Annotated in this window: 24 protein-coding genes and 3 tRNA genes; 16 read left to right on the top strand and 11 right to left on the bottom strand. The window is 72.1% G+C overall.

What is annotated here, in order from left to right; genetic code table 11:
* Positions 1-13 precede the first annotated feature (13 nt).
* Both AB0B14_RS09965 and AB0B14_RS09960 read right to left on the bottom strand, forming a co-directional pair.
* Positions 14-370, bottom strand: coding sequence for a hypothetical protein (locus AB0B14_RS09965; protein ID WP_357522209.1), 357 nt, complete (start codon positions 368-370; stop codon positions 14-16).
* A 446-nt stretch (positions 371-816) separates the two neighbouring features.
* The gene (locus AB0B14_RS09960) at positions 817-1,659 is read right to left on the bottom strand and encodes an FAD:protein FMN transferase (RefSeq protein ID WP_357522208.1); all 843 of its coding nucleotides are present in this window, start codon (positions 1,657-1,659) and stop codon (positions 817-819) included.
* 227 nt (positions 1,660-1,886) lie between these two features.
* Between AB0B14_RS09960 and AB0B14_RS09955 the strand changes: the two genes are divergently transcribed.
* Both AB0B14_RS09955 and AB0B14_RS09950 read left to right on the top strand, forming a co-directional pair.
* Entirely contained in the window at positions 1,887-2,918 is a 1,032-nt protein-coding gene (locus AB0B14_RS09955) for a 3-isopropylmalate dehydrogenase (RefSeq protein WP_357522207.1), read from the top strand.
* A gap of 141 nt (positions 2,919-3,059) precedes the next feature.
* Positions 3,060-4,157: a branched-chain amino acid aminotransferase gene (locus AB0B14_RS09950; RefSeq protein ID WP_357522206.1), complete on the top strand. Its 1,098-nt coding sequence runs from the start codon at positions 3,060-3,062 to the stop codon at positions 4,155-4,157.
* 94 nt (positions 4,158-4,251) lie between these two features.
* Here AB0B14_RS09950 and AB0B14_RS09945 read toward each other — a convergent pair whose 3' ends face one another.
* From AB0B14_RS09945 to AB0B14_RS09930, 4 genes are all read right to left on the bottom strand, one after another.
* Positions 4,252-5,007: a tyrosine-protein phosphatase gene (locus tag AB0B14_RS09945; protein ID WP_357071542.1), complete on the bottom strand. Its 756-nt coding sequence runs from the start codon at positions 5,005-5,007 to the stop codon at positions 4,252-4,254.
* 55 nt (positions 5,008-5,062) lie between these two features.
* Positions 5,063-5,521: a PRC-barrel domain containing protein gene (locus tag AB0B14_RS09940; RefSeq protein WP_357071545.1), complete on the bottom strand. Its 459-nt coding sequence runs from the start codon at positions 5,519-5,521 to the stop codon at positions 5,063-5,065.
* A 233-nt stretch (positions 5,522-5,754) separates the two neighbouring features.
* Complete coding sequence (locus AB0B14_RS09935) at positions 5,755-6,285, bottom strand: carboxymuconolactone decarboxylase family protein (RefSeq protein ID WP_357071548.1); 531 nt, start codon at positions 6,283-6,285, stop codon at positions 5,755-5,757.
* Between the two features lie 2 nt (positions 6,286-6,287).
* On the bottom strand, positions 6,288-6,485 hold the full coding sequence (locus tag AB0B14_RS09930; RefSeq protein WP_357522205.1) for a hypothetical protein: 198 nt from the start codon (positions 6,483-6,485) through the stop codon (positions 6,288-6,290).
* A 327-nt stretch (positions 6,486-6,812) separates the two neighbouring features.
* Here AB0B14_RS09930 and cimA point away from each other — a divergent pair, with 327 nt between their 5' ends.
* Entirely contained in the window at positions 6,813-8,396 is a 1,584-nt protein-coding gene (cimA, locus tag AB0B14_RS09925) for a citramalate synthase (protein ID WP_357522204.1), read from the top strand.
* Positions 8,397-8,487: 91 nt separating this feature from the next.
* Here cimA and AB0B14_RS09920 read toward each other — a convergent pair whose 3' ends face one another.
* Complete coding sequence (locus AB0B14_RS09920) at positions 8,488-9,429, bottom strand: endonuclease/exonuclease/phosphatase family protein (RefSeq protein WP_357522289.1); 942 nt, start codon at positions 9,427-9,429, stop codon at positions 8,488-8,490.
* Between the two features lie 407 nt (positions 9,430-9,836).
* Between AB0B14_RS09920 and AB0B14_RS09915 the strand changes: the two genes are divergently transcribed.
* From AB0B14_RS09915 to arfB, 7 genes are all read left to right on the top strand, one after another.
* Positions 9,837-10,346: a hypothetical protein gene (locus AB0B14_RS09915; protein ID WP_357522203.1), complete on the top strand. Its 510-nt coding sequence runs from the start codon at positions 9,837-9,839 to the stop codon at positions 10,344-10,346.
* A 250-nt stretch (positions 10,347-10,596) separates the two neighbouring features.
* The gene (locus tag AB0B14_RS09910; RefSeq protein WP_357522202.1) at positions 10,597-11,646 is read left to right on the top strand and encodes a MoxR family ATPase; all 1,050 of its coding nucleotides are present in this window, start codon (positions 10,597-10,599) and stop codon (positions 11,644-11,646) included.
* Positions 11,643-12,653, top strand: coding sequence for a DUF58 domain-containing protein (locus AB0B14_RS09905; RefSeq protein ID WP_357522201.1), 1,011 nt, complete (start codon positions 11,643-11,645; stop codon positions 12,651-12,653). The genes AB0B14_RS09910 and AB0B14_RS09905 overlap by 4 nt, the downstream gene beginning before the upstream one ends.
* Positions 12,650-13,609: a VWA domain-containing protein gene (locus AB0B14_RS09900; RefSeq protein WP_357522200.1), complete on the top strand. Its 960-nt coding sequence runs from the start codon at positions 12,650-12,652 to the stop codon at positions 13,607-13,609. The genes AB0B14_RS09905 and AB0B14_RS09900 overlap by 4 nt, the downstream gene beginning before the upstream one ends.
* Before the next feature lie 37 nt (positions 13,610-13,646).
* Positions 13,647-14,501: a trypsin-like peptidase domain-containing protein gene (locus tag AB0B14_RS09895; RefSeq protein WP_357071566.1), complete on the top strand. Its 855-nt coding sequence runs from the start codon at positions 13,647-13,649 to the stop codon at positions 14,499-14,501.
* A gap of 99 nt (positions 14,502-14,600) precedes the next feature.
* Complete coding sequence (locus AB0B14_RS09890; RefSeq protein ID WP_357522198.1) at positions 14,601-14,897, top strand: hypothetical protein; 297 nt, start codon at positions 14,601-14,603, stop codon at positions 14,895-14,897.
* Positions 14,898-14,931: 34 nt separating this feature from the next.
* Positions 14,932-15,357 carry an alternative ribosome rescue aminoacyl-tRNA hydrolase ArfB gene (gene arfB, locus AB0B14_RS09885; protein ID WP_099851126.1) on the top strand — a complete coding sequence of 142 codons (426 nt, stop codon included), beginning with the start codon at positions 14,932-14,934 and terminating at the stop codon, positions 15,355-15,357.
* A 37-nt stretch (positions 15,358-15,394) separates the two neighbouring features.
* Here the strand turns inward: arfB and AB0B14_RS09880 are convergent, their stop codons facing one another.
* Complete coding sequence (locus tag AB0B14_RS09880) at positions 15,395-16,300, bottom strand: RICIN domain-containing protein (protein WP_357522288.1); 906 nt, start codon at positions 16,298-16,300, stop codon at positions 15,395-15,397.
* 142 nt (positions 16,301-16,442) lie between these two features.
* Between AB0B14_RS09880 and AB0B14_RS09875 the strand changes: the two genes are divergently transcribed.
* Positions 16,443-17,438: an aldo/keto reductase gene (locus AB0B14_RS09875; protein ID WP_357522196.1), complete on the top strand. Its 996-nt coding sequence runs from the start codon at positions 16,443-16,445 to the stop codon at positions 17,436-17,438.
* A 73-nt stretch (positions 17,439-17,511) separates the two neighbouring features.
* Entirely contained in the window at positions 17,512-18,108 is a 597-nt protein-coding gene (locus tag AB0B14_RS09870) for a TetR family transcriptional regulator (RefSeq protein ID WP_357071575.1), read from the top strand.
* A gap of 8 nt (positions 18,109-18,116) precedes the next feature.
* Here the strand turns inward: AB0B14_RS09870 and AB0B14_RS09865 are convergent, their stop codons facing one another.
* Positions 18,117-18,983 carry a 3-methyladenine DNA glycosylase gene (locus tag AB0B14_RS09865; protein WP_357522193.1) on the bottom strand — a complete coding sequence of 289 codons (867 nt, stop codon included), beginning with the start codon at positions 18,981-18,983 and terminating at the stop codon, positions 18,117-18,119.
* 35 nt (positions 18,984-19,018) lie between these two features.
* Entirely contained in the window at positions 19,019-20,431 is a 1,413-nt protein-coding gene (locus AB0B14_RS09860; protein WP_357522287.1) for a hypothetical protein, read from the bottom strand.
* A 342-nt stretch (positions 20,432-20,773) separates the two neighbouring features.
* Between AB0B14_RS09860 and AB0B14_RS09855 the strand changes: the two genes are divergently transcribed.
* The 4 genes from AB0B14_RS09855 (at position 20,774) to AB0B14_RS09840 (ending at position 22,235) form a co-directional block, all read left to right on the top strand.
* Positions 20,774-21,577, top strand: coding sequence for a fumarylacetoacetate hydrolase family protein (locus AB0B14_RS09855; protein WP_357071585.1), 804 nt, complete (start codon positions 20,774-20,776; stop codon positions 21,575-21,577).
* 108 nt (positions 21,578-21,685) lie between these two features.
* A tRNA-Gln gene (locus AB0B14_RS09850) sits at positions 21,686-21,757 on the top strand.
* A gap of 135 nt (positions 21,758-21,892) precedes the next feature.
* Positions 21,893-21,965: transfer RNA gene (locus tag AB0B14_RS09845), tRNA-Glu, on the top strand.
* 197 nt (positions 21,966-22,162) lie between these two features.
* Positions 22,163-22,235 (top strand) — tRNA-Glu (locus tag AB0B14_RS09840).
* Positions 22,236-22,411: 176 nt separating this feature from the next.
* Here the strand turns inward: AB0B14_RS09840 and AB0B14_RS09835 are convergent.
* The gene (locus AB0B14_RS09835; RefSeq protein ID WP_110562481.1) at positions 22,412-23,098 is read right to left on the bottom strand and encodes an IclR family transcriptional regulator; all 687 of its coding nucleotides are present in this window, start codon (positions 23,096-23,098) and stop codon (positions 22,412-22,414) included.
* Positions 23,099-23,120: the final 22 nt, after the last annotated feature.

Below are 23,120 nucleotides of genomic sequence, written 5' to 3'. Positions count from 1 at the left end.
TCGGTCGGATCGATCAGCCGGGCAGTCGGGCCGGGGGCGGGTAGACCGAGCCGTCCTGCGGGTCGAAGAGCATCAGCCCGTGCTCGCCGGCCAGCCGCTCGATGTCCAGTAGCACCTGGTCCGGGCAGGTCGGGTGCAGGTTCAGCTCGACATGGTCGTGGGCGGCGTGCAGTGGAGCCACCGCCCACGGGCTGTCCGCGCCGGGGTGACGGTCCGGATAGGAGGCGGTGATCGCCCGGTAGAAGCCGACCACCCGCGGGTCCGGGTAACGGTCCACGTGTCGCCCCTGTCGGCAACCGTCGACCGCTGTCCGTACGTCCTCGGGCGTCGCCCCGTCCTCCAGGGCCCACACGCTCAGATCGAAACTCACGGCGGATAGCGTGCCATCCGCCGTTCACCATGTCGAAACTGCCTCACCGCCGGTCCCGCGGTCTCCCGTCACGACGGTCCGGTGTAGAGACTCTTGCGTCGAGTTGCGTCGATTCGCTAGCGTACGTACTGCGGTTACTGGCCGAGTGCGAGGCGCCGGCCCGTCTTCGGGTGACGCGGTCGACGTCCGACCCGACCGGTCCGCACCCCTCGATTGTGCGAGCCACGCGCACTCGTCGCTGATCGGCCCCCACGGTCGTTGCCGAGAGCGTGGGGGCCGATCGCAAGCCCGACCGGTCGTCGACCACCGAGGCGGTGTGTCCGCCCGGCAGCGGGCGACCGAGGTGCGAATCGGGCCGGAGCGCCGCGGTGAGACGGGCTCGATGTGGCGCTGGTGTGCCCAGCGGCGATGTGTTCAGCGCTGGTCTGCTCCGCGCGTTGGTGTGTTCAGCGCCGGTGTGCGAAGAGCGCGCGATAGTCGGAGTTGCCGCGGAACCACGCCAGGCCGGTGGGGCCGGCGGCGTAGAGGGCGGTGGCGTAGCCGTCGGCGATCGTCAGGTCGGGGCCCACGACGGTGGCGGCGACGAGCTGGTCGGCCGGCTCGCCGGTGTGCGGGTCCACCACGTGCCCCTGCCGCCCACTCACCCCGGAGGTGCCGACCGCGCCGGCGGTCATCTCCAGCACCAGTGGCGCGCGCTCGGGTGCGGTCGGGTGGTGCACGGCGACCCGCCAGGGCCCGCCGTGCGGTGCGTGGCCACGGACGACGAGGTCGGCCCCGGTGACGACGGCGTAGTCGTGGATGCCGGCGGCCCGAAGCCTCTGCGCGACGCGTTCCACCGCCCAGCCACCGAGCAGGCCACCCGGGTCGAAGCCGCCGGGCACCGCCCAGGCGTCGAACCATCCGTCGGTGGCCGCGCGCATGGCGGCGCAGCGGTCCACCAGGTCGGCGAGCGGGGGGTACGAGTCAGGGCTGATCTCGCCCCGACGCAGCCGGGAGACCAGGCTCTCCGGCCGGTTGGGGCCGTAGGTGAGGTCGATGGCGCGCAACTCCGCGACGCTGTCCCGCAGGGCGTCGCCCACGCCCCGGCGGCCGAGCCACTCGGGGGCGTTGAGGAGCAGGGTGTATTCGGCGGTCGCCGTGCGGACGGTGTGCTGCACCGCGATCCGGCCCTCGGTGGCGCCGCCCGGGTCGATGCGGTGCCGGCGGCTGCCGAGGCGGAGGTCGGGCCGGCGGTTGCGGAACGCCGACGGGTCCGGCCAGCGGGTCCGCGGCTGCTCGTCGATGCGCATCGCATCTGCCCCCTCGCACTCGGCGCCGCGTCGTCGCGGCCAGCGGTCGACGGGCCCCCGCGACCCGCCGCCCACCAGGTTAGGCAGCGCAGATGATCGCCTCATGAATCCCAGCTGAGAGGCTGCTGTGCATTACGCTTTCCCACCTGCTGGACGTCGCGTACCGGGAGGCGGGACGGCGACGTACCGTTGCCCGGTACGGAACCGTTGAGCAGAGGAGTGCGGTCGTGGCGCGGATCGCGGTGGTGGCCGGGGACGGCATCGGGCCCGAGGTGGTCGCGCAGGCCCGCAAGGTCCTCGACGCGGTGCTGCCCGACGTGCAGGCCACCGAGTACGACCTCGGCGCGGCCCGCTGGCACCGTACCGGAGAGGTCCTGCCCGACTCGGTGCTGACCGAGCTGGCCGGGCACGACGCGATCCTGCTCGGCGCGGTCGGTGACCCGACGGTCCCGCCGGGTGTGCTCGAGCGAGGGCTGCTGCTCAAGCTCCGGTTCGCCTTCGACCAGTACGTCAACCTGCGTCCCTCCCGCCTCTGGCCCGGCGTCGTCGGCCCGCTGGGCAGTGTGAAGCCGGGCGAGGTCGACCTCGTGGTGGTGCGCGAGGGCACCGAGGGCCTCTACGCCGGGGCCGGTGGTTCACTGCACCGGGACACCCCCGCCGAGGTCGCCACGGAGGAGAGCCTGAACACCCGGCACGGCGTGGAGCGGGTGATCCGCGACGCGTTCGCCCGCGCCGGTCGCCGCGAGCGGCGCAAGGTCACCCTTGTGCACAAGACCAACGTGCTCACCCACGCCGGCTCGCTCTGGTCGCGCACCTTCGACGCGGTCGCCGCCGAGCACCCGGACATCGCCACCGAGTACCAGCACGTCGACGCCGCCGCCATGTTCCTGGTCACCCAGCCGCAGCGCTACGACGTGGTGGTCACCGACAACCTGTTCGGCGACATCCTCACCGACATCGCCGCCGCCGTCACCGGTGGGATCGGGTTGGCGGCCAGTGGCTGCATCAACCCCGAGGGCGCGTTCCCCTCGATGTTCGAGCCGGTGCACGGCTCCGCGCCGGACATCGCCGGGCAAGGCATCGCCGACCCGGTCGCCGCCGTGCTCTCCGCCGCGCTCCTGCTGGAGCAGCTCGGGCACAGCGAGTCCGCCGACCGGGTCAACGCCGCGGTCGCCGCCGAGCTGGCCAGCCGTACTCCGGGTGTGACGCTGCGTACCGAAGAGGTCGGCGACCGGCTCGCCGCCCACGCCGTAGCCTGACCGGCCCGGCATCGGCCTGGCCGGGCACCCCTTCCAGCCCGAGTGGCGTTACCCGCTGAACGACCGTTCGGGGTAAGTTTCTGGCACAGCCCATACGGTGTGCGGTCCCGCATGCCGTTGTCCCGCAGGGAGGTCAGCGCGATGAGCGGTGGTGACATGCTCGACTTCGAGATCCGTCCGAATCCCGCGCCGGTATCGGCCGCCGATCGGGCCGCCCTGCTGGCCAACCCCGGGTTCGGCCGCGTCTTCACCGACCACATGGTCACCGTGCGTTACGCCGAGGGCAAGGGTTGGTACGACGCCCGGGTGGAGGCGCGCGGTCCGATTCCGATGGACCCGGCCAGCGCGGTGCTGCACTACGCGCAGGAGATCTTCGAGGGGTTGAAGGCGTACCGGACGGCCGACGGTGGCGTGACGATGTTCCGGCCGGATGCCAACGCCGCCCGCTTCGTCACCTCGGCGCAGCGGATGGCGATGCCGGTGCTGCCGCCCGAGGTGTTCGTCGACTCGCTGCACAAGCTCATCGAGATCGACCGGGACTGGATCCCCACCGGCGCGGACGGCAGCCTCTACCTGCGGCCGTTCATGTTCGCCAGCGAGGTCTTCCTCGGCGTCCGCCCGGCCAACGAATACCTCTACATGGTGATCGCCTCGCCGGTCGAGTCGTACTTCAGCGGTGGGGTCAAGCCGGTCACCGTCTGGGTCTCACCCGACTACACCCGGGCCGCACCCGGTGGCACCGGCGCGGCCAAGTGCGGCGGCAACTACGCCGCGTCGCTGGCCGCCCAGGCCGAGGCGATCGAGGCCGGCTGCGACCAGGTCGTCTTCCTGGACGCGGTGGAGCGCCGGTTCGTGGACGAGCTGGGTGGCATGAACGTCTTCTTCGTCTACGACGACAACTCGATCGTCACCCCGCCGCTGACCGGCACGATCCTGCCGGGCATCACCCGCGACGCGGTCCTCACGCTGGCCGGGGCAGCCGGGCACCGGGTCGAGGAGCGGCCGGTCAGCTTCGCCGACTGGCAGGCCGACGCGGCCAGCGGTCGCCTCCGGGAGGTGTTCGCCTGCGGCACCGCCGCGGTGGTCACCCCGATCGGTCAGGTCCGCTTCCCGGACGGCGAGTTCCTGGTCGGCGGTGGCGAGCCCGGCCGGGTCACCATGACCCTCCGTGAGCAGTTGATGGACATCCAGCGTGGCAAGACCGCCGACGAGTACGGCTGGGTGCAGCGGGTCCTCTGACCGACGCGGCTGGCCGGCCCGTCCCCACCGGACGGGCCGGCGCAGTCGGCTGCGCCTCGGCGGGCTGCGCCTCGGTCGGCTGGGCCTCGGCGGGTTACGCCTCGGTCGGCTCGTCGAGCAGGTGGTCGCGGAGCGCGGCGAGCTGCTCGTCGGTCACCCCGGCATGGCGCAGGTACGCCTCGATCGAGCCGTACCCCTCGCGTAGTTCGTCGAGGAAGATCTGCATCGCCTCGGCGGGCGAGGCCAGGAACGGCGCTGGCACGTTCACGCTGGTCGGGCTGGTGGTCTTCAGCCAGGCACTGAACCGGGCCGACGCCTCGGTGCTGAGCGCGTAGTCCGCCGTGATGTCCGCGTCGTCGACACCGAGCACGGCGAGGGTCAGCGCACAGACGATGCCGGTGCGGTCCTTGCCGGCGACGCAGTGCACCACCACCGGGGCGTTCGCGGAGTCGGCGATCAGCCCGACCGCCTCGGCCAGCCCGGCGGTGCCGGTCTGGGCCAGGTCGGCGTACCGGTCCGCGAGGTAACGGGCCAGGCTGGCACCCTCCTCGTGCGGTGTGCCCGCCCAGTCCTCGTGCTCCGGGTGGATGTTCCGGTAGGTCAGCCCCTGGTACGCCGGCACCCGGCCGTCCCGTTGCACCTCGCTGGGGCGGCGCAGGTCGATGACGGTGCGGATCCCGATCGCGGCGAACGCGTCCTGGTCCTGCTCGGTGAGGCGGTGCAGCGAGTCGGAACGGAAGAGCCGGCCCCGGCGTACGGGTCGGTCGCCGTGGCCGAGGTAGCCACCGACCTCCCGGAAGTTGAAGGTGGCGGGCAACGAGATCTGGCGGCTGTCGTCGATGGCGTCCACGTGCACACGGTAACGGCCGGCGGGGCCGCACCCCACCGGCCGTCGGGTCGAACAGTTATCGGGCGGTGCCCGGCGGGAGGGCGCCGTACGTCTCGTCGTAGTAGCCGCCCAACTGATCCCGGTAGCTCGGGTCGCTGTGGCTGCTCTCGTCGTACTCCGGGGCGGCCTTGATCTGGTCCCGGGTCCGGTCGACGGAAACGGTGCGCTGGTCGTGGTCGACCTGGTTGACGGTGCCGGCCGGCAGCATCACCTTCTTGCCGAAGATCCAGGGGCCGGTGTCCACCACCAGGTAGCTGCCGCCCACCTCGTGGCTGGCACTGTCGATCTTGCCGACTCCGCCGTCACTGGCCTCGACCTTGTAGCCGACCAGGTCGGCGTCGGCCACCCCGGCCTGGTCCCGGTACCGCCAGGGGTCGAACGTGCCGGCCGGCGCGCCGCCGGGCACGGCACCCTGGTCGCCGCCGCGCAGCGGGTCCGGCCCGGCGTGGGTGGCGTGCGGATCGATGCTGTCCATGCCGTTCACTCCTGACTGTCGCCGATCGTCTCGGCGTAGGCGGGTACGTCGTCCCCGCAGGAGCTACCCGGCCGTCGGGGGCCGGAAACGGCGAGCGACCAAGGGCTCGGCGGCGGGCCGAGGGCCGTGGGTGCGGCGACGGGTCGAGGCCGCGGCGGCGGTTCGCGGGCCGCGAGGTGTGGCGACGGGCCGACGCCGCGAGGTGCGGTGTCGGCCCGTCGGGGCGTACCTGCTCAGGCGAGGGCGGCCTCGGCGTCCAGGGTGACCGCCGCGGCGTGCACCACGGCGGAGATCCGCAGCGCCTCGTGCACCTGCTCCCGGGTGAAGCCGCTGGCCCGCAGCTTCTTCTCGTGCAACTCCAGGCACACGCCGCAGCCGGTGATCGCCGACACGGCGAGGCACCAGAATTCGAAGTCGCCCTTGTCCACGCCGGGCCGCGCGATGATCCGCATCCGCAGCCGGGCCGGCATCGAGGCGTACTGGTCGTCGCCGATGAGGTGCTTGGCCCGGTAGTAGATGTTGTTCATCGCCATGATCGCGGCGGCGCCCTTGGCCGCCTCGACACCCTCCGGCCCGAGGTGCCCGAGCGCCTCGGCCGCGATCTCCCGCAGCACCACGGGGTTGCGGGCGGCGACCGCACAGGCCAGCGCGGTGCCCCAGGTCTGCGTCGGGGTCAGCGTCGAGGTGCCGACCGTGGAGCCCAGGTTGAGCTTGATGTCCCTGGCGTACTCCGGCAGGGCCGCCTTGATCGCGTCCAGGCCCATGGTCAGACCCCGGCGCCGGCGAGGAGGGCGTTGGCGTCGCGGGTGTCGCCGTCCCTGTTCCAGTTGCCCGGGCACAGCTCGTCGGTCCGCAGCGCGTCGAGCACCGGCAGCACCTCGGAGACGTTGAGCGCCTTGTTGGCGTCCACAGACACGCGGGCGGTGAGTTCGTACTCGGGGAAGCGGTCACCGACAGTGAGCACAGGTCCTCCTTTTGGGCGGCACGGTGGCTGTAACTGGATCTTTCCAGATGTTTCCGCATGGCTGTTTTCGCCGGTTGGCAGCCTAGGGGCTGCTGAAGCCGAGCACCGATGGCGGGCTCCAGGCCGCCCCCGGACCGAATGCACCCTCCGTAGTCATCTCGGTATGTGGATTGTCCTTCCCACATTCGGGGGCGAGTGGCACAGTGGTGACCGTGAGCAACACCTCCCTGATTATTGCGACCTAGCGCGCCGGCTCTCCCCTCCGCCGAGCGCGCAGACCTCCCGCACCCGCGGGAGGTCTTTTTGTTGCTCAGAGAAAGGATCCTGATGACGTTCCAGGTCTACGACACGACCTTGCGCGACGGCGCCCAGCGCGAGGGGCTCACCTACTCGGTGGTCGACAAGCTGGCGGTGGCCCGGCTGCTCGACGAGTTCGGCGTCGGCTTCATCGAGGGCGGCTGGCCGGGTGCGGTGCCCAAGGACACCGAGTTCTTCCGCCGGGCGCGCACCGAACTGGACCTGCGGCACGCCGTGCTCGTCGCGTTCGGCTCCACCCGCAAGGCCGGTGTCGCGGTCGCCGAAGACCCCCAGGTGCGCGCCCTGCTGGACGCGCAGACCCCGGCCGTGGCCCTGGTCGCCAAGGCCGACACCCGACACGTCGAACGCGCGCTGCGCACCACCGGCGCGGAGAACCTGGCGATGATCCACGACACCGTCAGCCACCTCGTCCGCGAGGGCCGCCGGGTCTTCGTCGACGGCGAACACTTCTTCGACGGCTACCGACACGACCCCGCGTACGGCGCGGCCGTGGTGCAGACCGCGTTGGCCGCCGGCGCCGAGCGGATGGTGCTCTGCGACACCAACGGCGGCATGCTGCCGTCCCAGGTGACCGCCGTCATCACCGATCTGACCGACCGGCTGGGGATCGACCCCGCGCTGCTCGGCATGCACGCCCAGAACGACACCTCCTGCGCGGTGGCCAACACGATCGCCGCCGTGGAGGCGGGCGTCCGCCACGTGCAGGGCACCGCCAACGGGTACGGCGAACGTCCGGGCAACGCCGACATCTTCGCGGTCGCCGCCAACCTCCAACTCAAGCTCGGCATGCCGGTCCTACCGGAGGGCTGCCTGGCGCAGATGGTGCGGGTCTCGCACGCCATCGCCGAGATCGCCAACATCGCCCCCGACACCCACCAGGCGTACGCCGGGGCCGCCGCCTTCGCCCACAAGGCGGGGCTGCACGCGAGCGCGATCAAGGTCGACCCGTTGCTCTACAACCACGTGGACCCGTCGGTGGTGGGCAACGACATGCGGATCCTGATCACCGAGATGGCCGGCCGGGCCAGCGTCGAGCTCAAGAGCCGCGAGCTCGGTCTGGACCTGGCCGCCAGTCCGGAGGCGCTGACCCGGGTCACCAAGCGGGTCAAGGAGTTGGAGGCCGGCGGGTGGTCCTTCGAGGCCGCGGACGCCTCCTTCGAGCTGCTGGTCCGCTCCGAGCTGCCGGAGGGCGGCCCGGCCCGACCGTTCACTCTGGAGTCGTACCGGGTGCTCGTCGAGCACCGTGAGGACGGTTCGGTGGTCTCCGAGGCGACCGTCAAGATCCGGGTACGTGGAGAGCGGGTGATCGCCACCGCCGAGGGCAACGGCCCGGTCAACGCGCTCGACGAGGCGCTGCGGGTGGGGCTCGCGCGGCACTACCCACAGCTGCGCGCCTTCGAGCTGGCCGACTACAAGGTCCGCATCCTCGAGGGCAGTCACGGCACCGGCGCGGTGACCCGGGTGCTGCTGGAGACCGCCGACGGCACCGGCCGCGACTGGACGACGGTAGGCGTACACCCCAACGTCGTCGAGGCCAGCTGGCACGCCCTGATCGACGCCCTCACCTACGGCCTGGCCCCCACCACGGTCTAACCATCTCACCCCACCCCACCCCCGCGATCTAGCACTTCGTGTCGCCCGTTCGCGGCTCTTGGCCCGCTAACTGAGGGCAGAAAGTGCAAGATCACGGTGGGGTGGGGAGGGTGAGGGTCGCGAGGACGGGGCGGTGGTCGCTGCCGGGGAGGGCGAGCACCCGCACCGAGCGGACCGCGATGCGCCGGTCGACCAGCACGTGGTCGATGGTGACCGGTGGGATGAGGTCACCGTCGTACGGGCCCCAGGTGCCGACCAGGCCCTCGCCAGCGGCGTCGGCGGCGTCGACGTAACCGGTGCGCAGCAGGGCTCGCAGCGGGCCGTGGTCGAGGGTCGCGTTGAAGTCCCCGGCGAGGATCTGCAGGCCGCCGTCCGGAGTGGCCGGTGGCTGCGCGGTCAGGTCGGCACGCCAGGGACCGACCTGGTCGAGCGCGTACGGCGCGGAGGGGTGCGCCGACTCGACCCGCACCGGGGGTGCGCCGGGGATCGTCACCGTCCCGTACGCCTGGGTGAAGCCCCAGCCGTTGAGGTTGCGCCGAAGGCCGACGTCGGTGAGCGGCCACCGCGAGTAGAGCCCGGAGCCGGGAGTGCCGACCTCCGGGTTGAGTTGGCGGTGCGGCAGCAGCCGGTCGAGGCCGAGCTGATCCAGGGCGGTCCGCGCGTCCGGCGTGAACTCCTGCACGGTGAGCACGTCCACCTCGTGCCGCCGGACCAGCTCGACCAACGTCCGCGCGTCGCCCGTCCCGGCGAGCAGGTTGGCGGTGAGTAGCCGCACGGTCGGCCCGGCCGCCGCGGGCTGCGGAGCGGCCAACGCCCGGGGTGCGACGACGCCGAGCAGCGCCACCGCCGCCAGGGCCGCGACCGCCGCCGGCCACCATCGCCGCAGGGCGAGTGCGAGGGCCAGGGGCAGCACGCTGACACCTGCGATGTACGGCGTGAAGGCGAGCGCCTGCACCAGTGGACCCCGGTCGAGGCCGAGCAGTCGGACGGCGGCCCAGAGGGCTGTCGGCGCGATCGTCAGCCAGCAGAGCACCGTGCCGAGTCGCGCACTGCGGTACCACCTCGGCGCGGGGGTGGGCCTGGTCGGGCCGTCGACGATCATGACGGTGATCCTAGTGGGCGCTCCGAATGCAATTCGTGAATGGTGACGCCTTCACATTTCACAGTTTGTCTGACGGCTGGTCGACAGCTCAATAAAGTGAGATCAACTATTGACGGCTGGCTTTTTGCGGTGCTACGTTCCATCTGGTTCAAGCGACGCCACTCTGAGTAGTAATCCCAGCTCAGATGGGATGTAGAACGTTCAGAAATCAACCTCACCGGTTGCCAGTGGGCTAGGTTTTCCGCACCCCAATGTCGTCGTCCGCCTATTTATGGGCAGTCATCCGTCCCGCCCCGCGGGTCGGTCGAATTCGCACGGTCATACAAGGGGGACCTGTCATGGAAAAATCCTTCCGACGTAAGGCGGCAGCGGTCACGTTCGCTGTCCTGGCGCTCACCCTGGCTGGTGGGGGGATCGCCATCGCCCAGCCGTCGGCGAAGGCGCCGCAGGCGGCCGTCAAGCCGACGGTCCGTGATGCCAACACCCAGCCGCCGGTCACCGCCGAGTCCGCACGCTCGGCGAAGGCCGCGCTGAAGGCGGGCGGGGTCACCACGATGGCGGCCGCCACCTGGTTCACCGTCGTCAACGCCAACGGCACCAAGGCGCGCGGCACCGGCACGGTGCTCAAGTACGGCACCGGCCAGTACGAGGTGCAGTTCGGCTACAACGTGTCGGCGGGGGCCTTCCTGGCCACCATCTCCCGATTCGACGCCTGCTGCATCCCGCCGGCTGGTGAGGTCGCGGTCGCCCCGCGGCTGAGCACGCCGAACGCGGTCTTCATCCAGACCCGCAACTCGGCGGGAGTGCCGGCCGACCTGGGCTTCACTCTGCTCACCCACACGCCCTGACCGAATCGACAACCCGGCCCCCGCGCTTCGTGCGCGGGGGCCGCTCGTTGCTCGCCCTGGCCGGGACCCGCAGCGGCCTGATCGCGCCGTGTTGGTCGCGGTCCCGGGGGCGGCACGGTTGAGGGGTCCTCGGCGGGCTCGTGTCGATCGTCGCGCTTCCGTGCGACTTGTCCCTGTTCCGGCCACTCCGGGCCCGTCCGGGCCGCACAATCCGACGTTTGCCAGGCCCTCGGCCAGGGAAGCAAGCACCGTGACGGACATCTCGGACACCCTGGCCAGCATGCCCAGCTCGGTCGATCCCGAGCCGACGGGCGTCGAGCTGGAACAGACCCTCTTCGAGGTCAAACGCGTGATCGTCGGGCAGGATCGGCTCGTCCAACGCCTGCTCACCGCACTGATCGCCAATGGGCACTGTCTTCTGGAGGGCGTACCCGGTGTGGCCAAGACCCTGGCCGCGCAGACCCTCGCCACCGTCGTCGGGGGCACCTTCTCCCGGATCCAGTTCACTCCGGACCTGGTCCCCTCCGACATCGTCGGTACCCGGATCTACCGGGCCTCGAAGGAGACCTTCGACATCGAACTGGGCCCGATCATGGCCAACCTGGTGCTGGCCGACGAGATCAACCGCGCCCCGGCCAAGGTGCAGTCGGCGCTGTTGGAGGCGATGGCGGAACGGCAGGTCTCCATCGGCGGGCGCAGCTGGCCGGTCCCGCAACCGTTCCTGGTGCTGGCCACCCAGAACCCGATCGAGTCCGAGGGGGTCTACCAGCTCCCGGAGGCGCAGCGGGACCGGTTCCTGATGAAGGTGGTGGTCGACTACCCCAGCGACGCCGACGAGTTGGCCATCCTCTACCGGATGAGCACCGACCGGCCGAGCCCGCGTCCGGTGCTCGACGCGCAACGACTGCGGGACCTCCAGGCCCACGCCGAGCGGGTCTTCGTCCACCATGCGTTGGCCGAGTACGTGGTGCGGCTGATCCTCGCCACCCGTGACCCGGGCCGGTTCGGGCTGCCGGAGATCGCCCCGCTGTTGGCGTACGGTGCCAGCCCGCGGGCCACCCTCGGCCTGGTCGCGGCCGCTCGGGCCCAGGCGCTACTGCGGGGCCGGGAGTACGTGCTGCCCGAGGACGTGCGTGACCTGGCCGTCGACGTCCTCGCCCACCGGCTGGTGCTCTCCTTCGACGCCGTGGCCGACGGGGTGTCGGCCGAGAGCGTGGTACGACGGTTGGTCGAGGCGGTGCCACCGCCCCGGTTGGCCACCGGCCACCCACAGCAGACGCCGGATCTGGCGGCGGCATGAGACGAGCGATCGTGGCGCCGGCCGGCCCGGGCCTGGCCGAGTTGGCCCCGGATCAGCGGGTACGTCGCCTGGAGCTGACCGTCACGCGCCGACTGAACGGCCTGCTGCACGGCCAGTACCGCGGCCTGTTGCCCGGACCGGGCAGTGAACCCTCGGGCAGCCGCGAGTACCGGCCGGGCGAGGACGAGGTCCGCCGGATGGACTGGGCGGTGACGGCCCGCACCGCCGTGCCGCACGTCCGGCAGGTCGACGCCGACCGGGAACTGACCACCTGGCTGCTCGTCGACGGCAGCGCCAGCATGGAGTTCGGCACCGCCGAGCTGGACAAGCGGGAGTTGGCCGTGGCCGCGGTCGCGGCGGTCGGTTTCCTGACCGCGGGCGTCGGCAACCGCCTCGGCGCCCAGGTGCTGCGGGCCGACGGGGTACGCCGCTTCGAGGCCCGCAGCGGGCGTACCCATCTGCTCGCTCTGCTGCGCACGCTGCTCGCCGCCCCGCGACCCACCGCGCCCGGCGGCCGGCCGGGGTGGGGGGCGGCGGGGCCGCCGGACCTGGCCGACGGGCTCGACGCGTTGCACCGGATCGCCAACCGGCGTGGTCTGGTCGTGGTGGTCTCCGACTTCCTCGACGGCCTGCCCGACGACCCTGGCCAGCCGGCGCCCTGGGAACGGACCCTGCGCCGGCTCGCCGCCCGACACCAGGTGCTGGCGATCGAGGTCACCGACCCACGTGAGCTGGAGTTACCGGACGTCGGCCTGATCACGCTGATGGACCCGGAGACCGGCCGTCGCCGCGAGGTGTGCACATCGGACCGGCGGCTGCGCGAGCGGTACGCCCAGGCCGCCGCCGCCCAGCGCGACCAGATCCACGGGTCGTTGCGCCGCAGTGGGGCCACCCACCTGCCCCTGCGCACCGACGGGGACTGGTGCGCGGACATCGTCCGGCACGTGCGAACCCAGCGTCGGCTGGCCGCCGCGCCGGTCGGCCCGGCACGGGGAGGTGTCGCGTGACCTGGCAGTCGCCGCTGCGACTCTGGCTGCTGCTCGGCGTACTCGCTCTCGTCGGCGTGTACCTGCTGATGCAACGTGGGCGCAGCCGGTACGCGGTCCGCTTCACCAACCTGCGACTGCTGGACCGGGTGGCGCCGGAGCGGCCCGCCTGGCGTCGGCACGTGCCGGCCGGGCTCTTCCTGGCGATGCTGGCCCTGCTGGTCGTCGGGTTCGCCCGCCCCAGCGCCGAGGTCCGGGTGCCCCGGGAGCGGGCCACGGTGATGGTGGCGGTGGACGTGTCCACGTCGATGCTCGCCACCGACGTGGACCCGGACCGGTTGGCCGCGGCGAAGCAGGCCGCCCGACGGTTCGTCGAGGGACTGCCCGACGAGTTCAACGTGGGTCTTGTCGCGTTCGCCGGCAGCGCGGCCGTGCTGGTGCCGCCGGGCACCGACCGGGGCGCCCTCGACGAGGGGATCGACCGGCTCGCCGAGGGCATCACCGGCGTGCAGGGCACCGCGATCGGCGAGGCCATCAACACCTCCCTCGGCGCGGTCAAGAGTCTGGACAGCGCGGCCGCGAAGGAGACGCCACCGGCCCGGATCATCCTGCTCTCCGATGGCGCCAACACCTCCGGAATGGACCCGATGGAGGCGGCGGCCGAGGCGGTGACGGCGGAGGTGCCGGTGCACTCGATCTCCTTCGGGACGCCGTCGGGGTTCGTCGACCGCGGTGGACGACCCATCCAGGTGCCGGTCGACGGGCAGACCCTCAAGGCGGTCGCCGAGGAGACCGGCGGGATGTTCCACGAGGCCAGCACCACCGACGAGCTGAAGGCCGTCTACGACGACATCGGCAGCTCGGTCGGCTACCGCACCGAGCGGCAGGACGTCTCGGCCCGGTTCATCGGCATCGGACTGGTGTTCGCGATGGGCGCCGCCGCCGGCTCGATGCGCTGGTTCTCCCGCCTGCCCTGACCGCGCCCACCACAGTCGTCGACCGTGAGGAGTACGCATGGCAGTACAGACCGGACTGGGCGAACCGCGCGGTCCCTGGTTCATCTCACCGCACCTCGACCCGGACGGGCGCGGGTGGTGGGACACGCCCGAGCGTGACCCGGGCGAACGAAGGCCGCGACGACTGCTCGCCGCGCTGGCCGTGGTGGCGCTCTCCGCCATCTCGGGGGCCGTCGCCGGTGGCGTGGTGGCCGCCCGGGACGGGGCTGGCGGCCCGGCTGCGGCGTCCGCCGCCCCGGTGTCGGCCGAGCTGGTCACCGCGGCCGAGCGGACCGTGCCCGGGGTGGTGTCGGTGTTGGCCGGCGGTACGTCGGCCGGGTCGGCGACCGGCTCGGGCTTCGCGGTGGACGACCAGCAGCATCTGATCACCAACGATCACATCCTGGCCAAGGGCGGTGGCGGGCCGGTGACCGTGGAGCTGCCCGACGGCCGCCGGTTCGCCGCCGACGTGGTCGGGCGGGAGCCACGCAGCGACCTGGCGGTGCTGAAGGTGCCGGCCGCGGCCGGTCTCACCCCACTGCCCCTGGCCAAGCCGGGCGCGACCCGGGTCGGCGAGCCGGTGCTCGCGGTGGGCTCACCACTCGGCCTGGCCGGAACAGTCACCGCGGGCATCGTCAGCGCCCTGGACCGTCAGGTGCGGCTGGGCAACAACCGGCACCGCGCGGTGCAGACCGACGCGTCCATCAACCCCGGCAATTCGGGTGGGCCCCTGGTCAACGCCCGGGGGGAGGTGGTCGGAGTGAACACCGCCATCGCGACGATCGACGGGAACGGTTCGATCGGCATCGGGTTCGCCATCCCGATCGACCAGGTGCAGCAGACCGCCGACACGATCATCGGTAAGGGCGGCTGACCTGCCCAGACAGCCTGGCGGCGCGCTGCCAGTGTCAGATATCCGGCGCGACGGCATCGGGCCGTGGAAATATTACTGTCGGTATGGATACTGGCGGAGGTGGAGCGTCCTCTTCTCGCGGTCCTCCTGCTGGTGGGCCTGGTCATCGGATGTGCGGTGGGGTCGGCGTACGCCCGGGCACGACGCGGGTGGAACGACTACCAGACCGTCCGGAGATCGGTGCCGGGCGCCCGTCGAGGCGCCTGGTCGCTGATCCGCGGGGTCGCCGTGAAGGCCGGCGTGATCGCGCTGCTGCTCTTCGGCGCGGTGGCGTACGCGGCGGTCGGCTCCGACGAGGAGGCCGCCGGGCCGGCGCCCGGCCAGTCCCCGACGCAGAGTGAGACTCCGCGCCGATGACCCCCGGCGAGTCGCCACGGGTTAGCCTCGGGGCGTGGACGACGGACTGCGGGTGACCGATCGGTGGGTCGTCCCCGCCGGGGAGCTGCGGGAGCGCTTCTCCCGCTCGTCGGGGCCGGGTGGGCAGGGTGTGAACACCGCCGACTCCCGGGTCGAGTTGAGTTACGACCTGGCCAACTCGCCGGCGGTGCCCGAGTGGCTGCGGTCCCGGGCGCTGGCCCGGCTGGCCAACCGTCTGGTCGACGGGGTGCTGACCATCGCCGCCAGCGAGCACCGGGCCCAGCTGGCCAATCGGGAGGCGGCCCGCGAGCGGATGACCGCACTGCTGCGGGAGGCCGCCGCACCCCCACCGCCGGCCCGCCGGGCGACCCGCCCGTCCCGTGGCGCCAAGGAGCGCCGGCTGGCCGAGAAGAAGCGTCAGTCCCAGCGCAAGCGGGACCGCCGCGCCGACGACGACTGATCGGCCGCGCCTCCGACATCCCCGAGCGGCGCGGGAGTCAGCCGGTGAGGGACCAGGCCTGGTTCTGGCCGCCGATGCACTCCCACTGCTGCACGAAGGCACCGGGCGCCGGTGCCGTCAGGGCGGAGTTGGCCGCGTCGAGGCACTTGTCGCTGTGGCCGGCCCGCAGCTCCCACTTGTCGTCTGCGCGGCGCTGAAGGTGCCAGGTCTGGTTCGGGCGCCAGCGGCAGCTCTCCAACCCCAGCCCTGCCCCGTTCCCGGTCGAGGCGTCGCGGACGCTGAGGCATCGTCTGCTGGCGGCGTCCCTGATCTGGAAGGCGTTCTGGTAGGCGACCCGTCCGCCTCGACGCAGAAATTGGAACCGCTGCGTCGGCCGATTCATATCCGGTTGCACTTTCATGTCCGCCCCGTCGACGGCCAGATTGTCCCGGCCGCTGTAGGCGCTGTGCAGCCGCCCGGTGTAGTCGAACAGGACGAATGGCACCGATGTTGTCTCGCCGCGCTTCGAAACGGTGGCCACCCACCGGTTGGACGCGCTTTCGTTGAACCTCTTGTGTGTTTCACGCACCTGGGGTGCGACGCAGAGGTGGTCCTTGGGCGTGGCCTCCCGCCACACGAACCCCTGCTGGCAGGTGTCGGTCCCGTAGGTCCGGTCGGCCGGGTTGCGGAACTGGTTGGGGTTCCGGTTGTCCAGTTTCACGAATTGTCGGGTCTTCGGGTCCACGCAGACGTGGTCGTCCGGCCGGGCTTCCCGCCACACGTTTCCCGCAATGCAGGTGGAGGGGCCGAATGGCCCAAACGCGGCCGCCGCGCCACGAACCGCGGGTTTGTCGAACGTTGTGCCGCCGCCGCTCGCCGCACTCACGGACGCAGTTTCGGACGCCGTTATGCCGATCGTCAGAAGACCGGCAAGGAACATCAGTGAACTTGCACCGGTAATCATGAAAATCAAGCTAACACGATGAGTCGCACCGCCGATGGGACAACGCGACGATCGCCTCAGGGCCTGTCCGGCTGACAGAAACTGGAATCTGTCAGCCGGATGGTGTACGGTCATCGGGTACCCACGATGAGAGGACACCCCCATGGACACCCGCTCCCTCGGCGCCGGGCCCACCGTCTCCGCCCTCGGGCTCGGCCTGATGGGCATGTCGGACCTCTACGGCGCCGCCGACGAGGCCGAGAGCATCGCCACCATCCACGCCGCCCTGGACGCCGGCATCACCCTGCTGGACACCGGCGACTTCTACGGCATGGGCCACAACGAGATGCTGCTGCGCGACGCGCTGCGCGGCCGCAACCGGGACAACGCGGTGATCAGCGTCAAGTTCGGTGCGCTTCGCGACGCCGAGGGCGGTTGGAACGGCATCGACGTCCGGCCGGTCGCGATCAAGAACTTCCTGGCGTACACGCTGCGTCGGCTCGGCACCGACCACGTGGACGTCTACCGACCCGCCCGACTCTCCCCCGACGTCCCGGTGGAGGAGGTGGTGGGCACCCTGGCCGAGCTGGTCAAGGCCGGCCACGTCCGGCACATCGGCCTGTCCGAGGTGAGCGCGGAGACGCTGCGCCGGGCACACGCCGTGCACCCGATCAGCGACCTCCAGATCGAGTACTCCCTGATCTCCCGCGACCCGGAGGCCGCGATCCTGCCGACGGCCCGCGAACTGGGCGTGGGCATCACCGCGTACGGGGTGCTCTCCCGCGGCCTGATCAGTGGCCACTGGCAGCCCGGGCAGCAGACCACGGGTACGGACTTCCGCAGCCACCTGCCCCGGTTCGCCGGCGCGAACCTGGACCGCAACCTCGCCCTGGTGGACGCGCTGCGCGCCATCGCCGAGGCGCGCGGCGTGACCGTGGCGCAGATCGCCATCGCCTGGGTGCTGTCGCGCGGCGCGACAATCGTCCCGGTGCTCGGCGCCCGCACCCGGGAGCGGCTCACCGAGGCGCTGGGCGCCACGACTGTCACCCTGACCGAGGCGGACCTGGCCGCCATCGAAGCCGCCGTCCCCGCCGGCGCGGCGGCCGGAACCCGTTACGACGAGGCGCAGATGGCCTTCCTGGACAGCGAGCGCGCATGACCGCGGGCCGTGGCGCGACCGCCGGTCCGGGGGTCGCGCCACGGTTGCCGGCGCGGTCAGGGAGGCTGGCCTGATGAGCGACGCCACCGCCCTGACCGCCGACCGCATCCTCGACACCGCCGAGGAGGTGCTGCGCCGGTACGGGCCGGCGAAGGCGACCGTGCTGGACGTCGCACGTGCGCTGGGCGTCAGCCACGGCAGCGTCTACCGGCACTTCGCCAGCAAGGCCGCCCTGCGCGAGGCGGTCGCCGAACGCTGGCTGGCCCGGGTCTCCACCCCCCTGATCGAGGTGGGCACCGGCCCCGAGCCGGCCGCGCAGCGGCTGCGTCGGTGGCTGGCCGAGCTGAGCGGCACCAAACGACGGATGGCCCGGGAGGACCCGGAGCTGTTCGACAACTTCCACCAGCTCGCCACGCTCTCCGAGGGCGCCGTCGCCAACCACCTGGAGGTGCTCGCCGGTCAGCTCAGCCTGATCGTCGCGGACGGGGTGGCGGCCGGAGAGTTCAGCGTGCCCGACGCGGCGGTGGCCGGCCGGGCGCTGCTGCAGGCCACCGCCCGTTTCCACCACCCGGCACACCGCACCGAGTGGACCGAGCCCGGGCTCGACGACGACCTGACCGCAGTGGTCGACCTGCTTGTCGACGGCCTGCGTACCCGCACGGTCGGCTGAGCTATCGATCAGAGCGGGACGGCGGTGAGCAGTCGGTCGCGCAGCACGGCGGCCCGCTCGGCGAACCCGCGCTGCGCGGCGGCGTACTCCGCCCGCCCGTCGGCGGTCTCCACCCGCACCGCGGGATAACCCAGCGCCGCCAGGTCGTACGGGCTGGCCCGCATATCCAGGGTACGGATCTCCCGAGCCAGCTCGAAGCAGTCAGCGACCAGCTCGGACGGCACCAGCGGCGACAACTTGTACGCCCACTTGTACAGATCCATGTTGGCGTGCAGGCAGCCCGGCTGGTCGAGTGCGTGCTGCGTCTCCCGGGTCGGGGTGAGCAGATTCAACGAACGGGCCGGCGGCGTGAAGAACCGGAACGCGTCGAAGTGGCTGCACCGCACGCCCCGCTCCTCCACCACCGCGGCGGTCCGTTCCGGGGTCAGCCGCAACGGCCAGGCGTTGTGCCGCACCTCCTCGTGGGTCTGCCGGTAGACCATCGCCCACTCGTGCATCCCGAAGCAGCCGAAGTGCGGCGCCCGCCCGGCGGTGGCCGCCAGCAGGGATCGGATCCAGGCGATCGACTCGCCGCGCCGCGCGCGTACCCCATCGGTGTCGAGGGTGACCCCGGCGGTGGTGGCGCGGTAGTCCCGGCCGAACTCGGCCGGATCGGCATCGCGCAGCTCGACCCCGGCGCCCGGATGCCAGCGACGGAGCTGGGCCGGGCGGTGCGAGTAGTAGGTGAACAGGAAGTCGGCCACCGGATGCCGCTCACCGCGCCGCCGGCGGGCCAGGTGCGGGGTCAGCCAGACGTCCACCCGCTCCTCGTGGGCACGCCGGCGGGCCTGCCACGCCGCCGCGTCGAGCACGGCGGGGGCGAGGGCGGCGGTCACGCACCCCAGGGTACGACCGCCGCCCGCGCACCCGGTCAGGGCATGTGCACCCGCACGCCGGCGGAGAACACCCCGCTGCGCAGCTCCAGCTGCTGGGGCGGGTCCCGTCCGTCGACCGTGAACACCAGCGGCAGCACCATCCGGCTGCCCGCGGCCATCGGGTCGGCGAAGATGTCCCGACCCAGGTTGGCCGCCCGGGTGGCCGACTCGTCGGTGCTCACCCAGCGTCCACCGGGCAGGTACGCCCGTTGCAGCTGGCCGTGCCAGGGCTGGTGGTCACCGGTGACGTTACGCACCCCCACGGTGGCCTGACAGCGTCGGCCGTTGGCCGGCGCGGCACCGCCGCCGTCGGCCTTCCCGGGTGAGCCGCAGGACATCCGGTAGACGGTGAACTCGAACGCCGACTCGCGAAGTGGCACACCCACCGGCCCGGTGACCCCGCTGCCCATCCACGCGCCGCTGGTGGGCTGCTTCTGCGTGTCGATCGCCGAGACCCGCCGGGTCGCCGTCCAACCCGCGGTGCCGACGACGCCCGCGAGGACCACCACGGCCGCACCCACCACCAACCAGACCGGCGGGGTACGCCGACGCCGCGGCGCACTCGGGGCTGCCGGGCGCGGATAGATCGTCCCGCGACCACCGTCGGACCCGCCCCCGCTGGCCAGTGCGGCAGCCGTGACCCGGCCCGCGCGCCGACGTCGCCACACCCAGGCCAGGGCGGCGCTGATCAGCAGCAGGATCGCCAGGCCGGCGAGCAACACCGGGTACCGACGCCAGGGCGGTGCCTCGGTGACCTCGGCCGCCGGTGCCGCCGCCGCCTGCCAGGTGGCCGTGGCGCAGTCGTACGGCCGGGTGCCGTCACTGGTGAACGCGCAGGCCGGCGCGGTCAGCGGCTGGCCGGGCGCGGTCGCGGCGAGCGCGGTGCCCAGCGTGGTGCTGCTGTGCGCCGGCAGCCTCAACCGCCAGGTCACCTCGGTGGTCGACCCGCCGGCCCGGGTGGACCGGCCGCCGGCGCTGATCGCGGTCGGCGACGACCCGGCCGGCAACTCCTGGCGCACCGTGGTGTCCACCGGTGCGTTGCCCACGTTGCGCACCTGGATCCGGTACCTCGGTGCGGGGCTGGTCTCCGGCGCGACCGCCACCGTGACCTGCTGCGGGGGCGCCGACGCCGGTGCCCGCGACGGCGGCCCCATCGCCGGTGGCGCCGACGGCGGGGTGGGCTCGACGGCCATCCGCGCGAGCACCGCGACCGGTGGCCGCGTGGTCGTCGCCGGCGTGGCCGTCGCCCCGGTCGCCACGGCGGTCGGCACCCCGGTCGGCACGGCGCTCGGTCGGGTCGCGACGCCCGGTGGTGGTGTCGGCGTGGCCGGTGGCGCTTGCGCGGCCGATGGTGCTTGCGCGGCGAGTAGTGCTTGCGCGGCCGATGGTGCTCGCGCGGCGGATGGTATTGGCGAGGCGGATGGTGGTGGCGCGGCCGGTGGTCTCGGCGCGGCCGGTGGTGCGTGCGCGGGCGGCGCCTCCGGGGCCACCGCCGGCAGGGCCGGCACGGCGGCGAGGATGCCGAGGCAGTGGACGAACACTGCGAGGGCTCTGTGGTGTCGTGTCGATGCAGGCATACGAACGAACCTCCGGAACCGACGCTAGGGGCGAGTCGCCTCCGTGCGGGTACGAAGTCGGGAAGCCCGCCCGGGTCACCTCCCGCGCCGGTAGGCTGCCGCCCGCTGACGGGTTGAGCACACCCCACGGCCGGTCCTGGCCGGTGGAGGTGTCGGCGGGGCTAGATTGGCCGGGTGCGTATCGCTCGTTTCGCCCATGCCAAGGGAATGTCGTTCGGTGCCGTCGAAGGTGAAGCGGGGGCCGGGCCGGAGGGCCTGACCATCGCCGAGATCGAGGGCCACCCGTTCGGCAAACTCTCCTTCAGCGGGGCCCGGTGGGCCCTCTCCGACGTTCGGCTGCTCTCGCCGATCCTGCCCAGCAAGGTGGTCTGTGTCGGTCGCAACTACGCCGACCACGCCGCCGAGCTCGGCAACGATGTGCCCAAGGAGCCGCTGCTCTTCCTCAAGCCGTCCACCTCGGTGATCGGCCCCCGGGACGCCATCCGCCTGCCGATCTTCTCCAAGCAGGTCGAACACGAGGCGGAGCTGGCGGTCGTGATCGGGGCGCCGGGCGCGCGCCGCGCCGACCGGGCCGCCGCCGAACGCGCCATCTTCGGCTACACCTGCGCCAACGACGTCACCGCCCGAGACCTCCAGCGCTCCGACGGGCAGTGGACCCGGGCCAAGGGCTTCGACTCGTTCTGCCCGATCGGCCCGTGGATCACCACCGGTCTGGACGTCTCCGACCTGGAGATCCGCTGTGAGGTGGGTCGCAACCCGGAGGAGATGGAGGTACGCCAGCTCGGCCGCACGAAGGACATGGTCTTCGACGTGCCGGGCCTCGTGTCGTACATCTCGCACGTGATGACCCTGCTGCCCGGCGACGTCGTCCTCACCGGCACTCCGGCCGGGGTTAGCCCGCTCGTCGAGGGGGATACGGTCGCCGTGCGGATCGAGGGCATCGGGGAGCTCAGCAACCCGGTGGTTCCGGTCGCCTGATCGGTCGGATGCCCCTGTTTCCGCAGCTCACGGGCGGTTCGGGGGGATCCGATTTGGCCTGCCGGCACCGGGAGGGTAAAGTTCACTCCCGGCGCCGCAAGGGGCCAATGGGGTATGGGGTAATTGGCAGCCCGACTGATTCTGGTTCAGTTAGTCTAGGTTCGAGTCCTGGTACCCCAGCGCTACCGGAGTTCGCGAGAATTCCGGACGCTGGATTCTGATGGAGTTCGACTCCGCCCCTTCGGGGGCGGAGAGTGGTCTCCGGCAGAGTGCAGCTCCTCCGCCCGCCGGGGTGGGGGAGCGAAAAGTGGTTCTGGCCCCGTCGTCTAGCGGCCCAGGACGCCGCCCTCTCAAGGCGGTAGCGCCGGTTCGAATCCGGTCGGGGCTACATCGTGCACAGCCCGTCTCACCTGGTGAGGCGGGCTGTTTCGTTGTCTGCGTCGGAGCTGCTGTGGCCCCTGTGTCGGAGCTGCTGTGGCACCTGTGGCCCGCCGCCGCGGGTCCTGCACCCCGCGCTCGCCCCAACCGGCGGTGCCGCTAGACTACAGCCGCACCGCTCGCGAGGGCGGTGAACAGGAAAGTTCTGGCCCCGTCGTCTAGCGGCCCAGGACGCCGCCCTCTCAAGGCGGTAGCGCCGGTTCGAATCCGGTCGGGGCTACACCCAAAGGCTCATCTCGCTCCGCGAGGTGAGCCTTTCCCGTCCCCACCCCCGCCCCCTCCTCCGTCGCGTTGATCATGGAGTTATAGCCACTGGCCTCGGCGTGTCGTGGCTATAACCTCATGATCAACGCGACGGAGGAGAGGGGTGGGGGTGGGGGGTGGGGAGGGGTGGGGTTAGAGGCCGGATAGGCGTTGGCCGGCTCGCACTACGGCCATGGCGTGGCGTTCGCCGGGGCGGCGGCCCAGGCGCTCGATCGGGCCGGAGATGCTGACCGAGGCGATCACGCGGCCGGTGCGGTCACGGATCGGGGCGGAGACGCTCGCCACACCGGCCTCCCGCTCGGCGACGCTCTGCGCCCAGCCGCGGCGGCGCACCTCGGCGAGGGTGCGTCCGGTGAACTTGCTGCGCGGCAGCAGTGGCATCACCGCCTCCGGTGGCTCCCAGGCCAGCAGGATCTGGGCCGCGGAGCCGGCGGTCATCGGCAGCACCGACCCGACCGGGACGGTGTCCCGCAGGCCGCTGGCGCGTTCCGCCGCCGCCACGCAGATCCGCTCGTCGGCGCGGCGCAGATAGAGCTGGGCGCTCTCCCCGGTGGCGTCCCGCAGCGCGGCGAGCAGGGGCTCGGCGGCGGTCAGCAGAACGTCCGGTGCGGCGTTCGCCAGCTCGCCCAGACGAGGCCCGGGGCGCCACCTGCCCTGGGTGTCCCGGACCAACATCCGGTGTATCTCCAGGGCCTGGGCCAGCCGATGTGCGGTGGCTCGGGGCAGCTTGGTGCGATCAACGAGTTCGGCCAGGCTGGCGCCGTCGACGCAGGCGGCCAGGATGACCACCGCCTTGTCGAGAACGCCGACACCGCTCATACTGTGTCCCACAAGCCGAAAC

Origin of the sequence: Micromonospora sp. NPDC049171 (assembly GCF_040648275.1) — a bacterium.
GTDB lineage: Bacteria > Actinomycetota > Actinomycetes > Mycobacteriales > Micromonosporaceae > Micromonospora.
Note: the sequence above shows the minus strand (reverse complement) of the source record. Positions and strands in the feature narration are given on the sequence as shown.